At 69.7% G+C, this 2,609-nt stretch carries 3 protein-coding genes; all 3 read right to left on the bottom strand.

The features are described from left to right. Positions 1-448 (bottom strand): tetratricopeptide repeat protein (locus tag STRIP9103_RS34115; protein WP_009329052.1); only part of this gene is annotated, 448 nt, incomplete at its 3' end. A gap of 55 nt (positions 449-503) precedes the next feature. Then, entirely contained in the window at positions 504-1,256 is a 753-nt protein-coding gene (gene dapB / locus STRIP9103_RS34110; RefSeq protein WP_009329053.1) for a 4-hydroxy-tetrahydrodipicolinate reductase, read from the bottom strand. Positions 1,257-1,300: 44 nt separating this feature from the next. Next, entirely contained in the window at positions 1,301-2,608 is a 1,308-nt protein-coding gene (locus tag STRIP9103_RS34105) for a M16 family metallopeptidase (RefSeq protein ID WP_234022372.1), read from the bottom strand. Between the last annotated feature and the right edge of the window lies 1 nt (position 2,609).

The following is a 2,609-nucleotide window of genomic DNA, read 5'->3' as shown; positions in this document are numbered from 1 at the left end:
TCTGTACGGGTTTGCCGTCGTGGAGGGCTATCGCTCGTTGCATCGCCTTGCGAGCCCGGGGGGTGTCTCGGGCGTCGTGATAGGCGATGGCGAGGCGGAACCAGGCGCGCCAGTCGTCGGGGGCGTCCTCGGTCTCCGCCTTGCGCCGGGCGAAGACCTCGTCGGCGGAGTCGCGGTCGATGCGGCCGCTCGGGGTGCGCTTCAACTCGTCGACGGGGAGGCCGCCTTCGGCGTCGAGTTCGGCGGCGAGCTGGTTGGCCTTGCGGACGAACTGGGTGTTCTTCCACAGGAACCAGATGCCGATCGCCGGGAGGACGAGCACCGCGACGCCGAAGGCGATCGTGACCGGGGTGCCGGTCTCTATGAGCATGACCCCGCGGCTGCCGACCAGGACGAAGTAGACGACCAGGACGGCTGCCGTGACGGCGTAGGTGATCTTCGCGCGCATGGTTCTTCCGAGTTCTTCCGGACGCTGGGCCTCCGGACGCCGGGCTCTCGACCGTTCAGCCGAGGTCGAGGAAATGTTCGAGGCCGAAGGTGAGGCCGGGGGTCGTCACCACGCGGCGGGCGCCGAGCAGGATGCCCGGCATGAAGCTGCTGTGGTGGAGGGAGTCATGCCGGACCGTCAGGGTCTCGCCCTCGCCGCCGAGCAGGACCTCCTGGTGGGCGAGCAGGCCGCGAAGGCGTACGGCGTGGACCGGGACACCGTCGACGCTGGCGCCCCGCGCGCCGTCCAGGGCGGTCACGGTGGCGTCCGGTGCCGGGGCCGTGCCGGCCTCGCGGCGGGCCTCGGCGATGAGCTGGGCGGTGCGGGTGGCGGTGCCGCTCGGGGCGTCGACCTTGTTCGGGTGGTGCAGTTCGACGACCTCGACGGACTCGAACCAGGGCGCGGCGATCTGCGCGAACTTCATGGTCAGTACGGCCCCGATGGAGAAGTTGGGCGCGATGAGCACGCCGGTCTCCGGGGACCCCTCCAGCCAGCTCTTCAGCTGCGCGAGGCGTTCGTCGGTCCAGCCCGTGGTGCCGACGACCGCGTGGATGCCGTGGCGTACGCAGAAGTCGAGGTTGCCCATGACCGAGGCGGGGGTGGTGAGTTCGACGGCGACCTGGGCGCCGGTCTCCACCAGCGTCTCCAGCTTGTCGCCGCGGCTCAGGGCGGCCACCAGTTCCATGTCCTCGGCGGCTTCGACGGCCCGTACCGCCTCGGAGCCGATCCGGCCCTGGGCACCGAGGACCGCCACACGCAGCTTGCTCATCTGTCTTGCTTCCTTCTGGGGCCTTGTAGGACTTGTAGGAGGGGTCAGGCGACGGCTTCGTGCAGTCGGGACGCCTGTTTGTCCTTGAGCGGTCCGATCACCGACAGGGAGGGACGGTGTGCCAGGACATCGCGTGCAACGGTGCGGACGTCGTCCGGGGTCACCATGGCTATCCGGGTCAGCATCTCGTCGACGGACATCTGTTCGCCCCAGCACAGCTCGCTCTTGCCGATGCGGTTCATGAGCGCGCCGGTGTCCTCCAGGCCGAGGACCGTGGAGCCCTTCATCTGGCCGATGGCGCGCTCGATCTCGTCGTCGGGCAGTCCGTGCTCGGCGACCTGGTCGAGCTCGTCGCGGCAGATCTTGAGCACGTCGTGCACCTGGGACGGGCGGCAGCCGGCGTAGACGCCGAAGATGCCGCAGTCGGCGAAGCCGGAGGTGTACGAGTACACGCTGTACGCCAGGCCCCGCTTCTCGCGGACCTCCTGGAAGAGACGGGAGGACATGCCACCGCCGAGCGCGGTGTTGAGGACGCCGAGGGCCCAGCGGCGCTCGTCGGTGCGGGACAGGCCGGGCATGCCGAGGACGACGTGGGCCTGCTCGGTCTTGCGGCCGACGAGCTCGACCCGGCCGGCCGTACGGATGCTGCGGCGGCCGGCGCGCGGACCGATCGGGGTGGCGTCGGCGGTGCTGAGGGCGCCCGCCTTCTCGAAGGCCGCGCGGACCAGTCGTACGACCTTGTTGTGGTCGACGTTGCCGGCACAGGCGACGACGAGGTGGGTCGGGTCGTAGTGCTTCTTGTAGAAACGGCGGATGCGGTCGGCGGTGAGGGCGTTGACCGTGTCGACCGTGCCGAGGACCGGGCGGCCGAGGGGGGTGTCGCCGAACATGGTGTGCGCGAACAGGTCGTGCACGCAGTCGCCGGGGTCGTCCTCGGTCATCGCGATCTCTTCGAGGATGGCGCCGCGTTCGACGTCGACGTCCTCCTCGCGGATGAGCGAGCCGGTGAGCATGTCGCAGACGATGTCGATGGCGAGCGGGAGGTCGCTGTCGAGCACGCGCGCGTAGTAGCACGTGTACTCCTTCGCCGTGAACGCGTTCATCTCGCCGCCGACCGCGTCGATCGCGGACGATATGTCGAGCGCGCTACGCCGTGACGTGCCCTTGAAGAGCAGATGCTCCAGGTAGTGCGTGGCGCCGTTCAGGGCGGGCGTCTCGTCGCGGGAGCCGACGTGGGCCCAGATGCCGAAGGTGGCGGAGCGCACGGACGGGAGGGTCTCGGTGACGATGCGCAGGCCGCCCGGGAGGGTGGTCTTACGGACCGTGCCGATGCCGTTCATGCCCTTGATCAGG

It is taken from the genome of Streptomyces ipomoeae 91-03 (assembly GCF_000317595.1).
GTDB classification, from domain to species: domain Bacteria; phylum Actinomycetota; class Actinomycetes; order Streptomycetales; family Streptomycetaceae; genus Streptomyces; species Streptomyces ipomoeae.
Note: the sequence above shows the minus strand (reverse complement) of the source record. Positions and strands in the feature narration are given on the sequence as shown.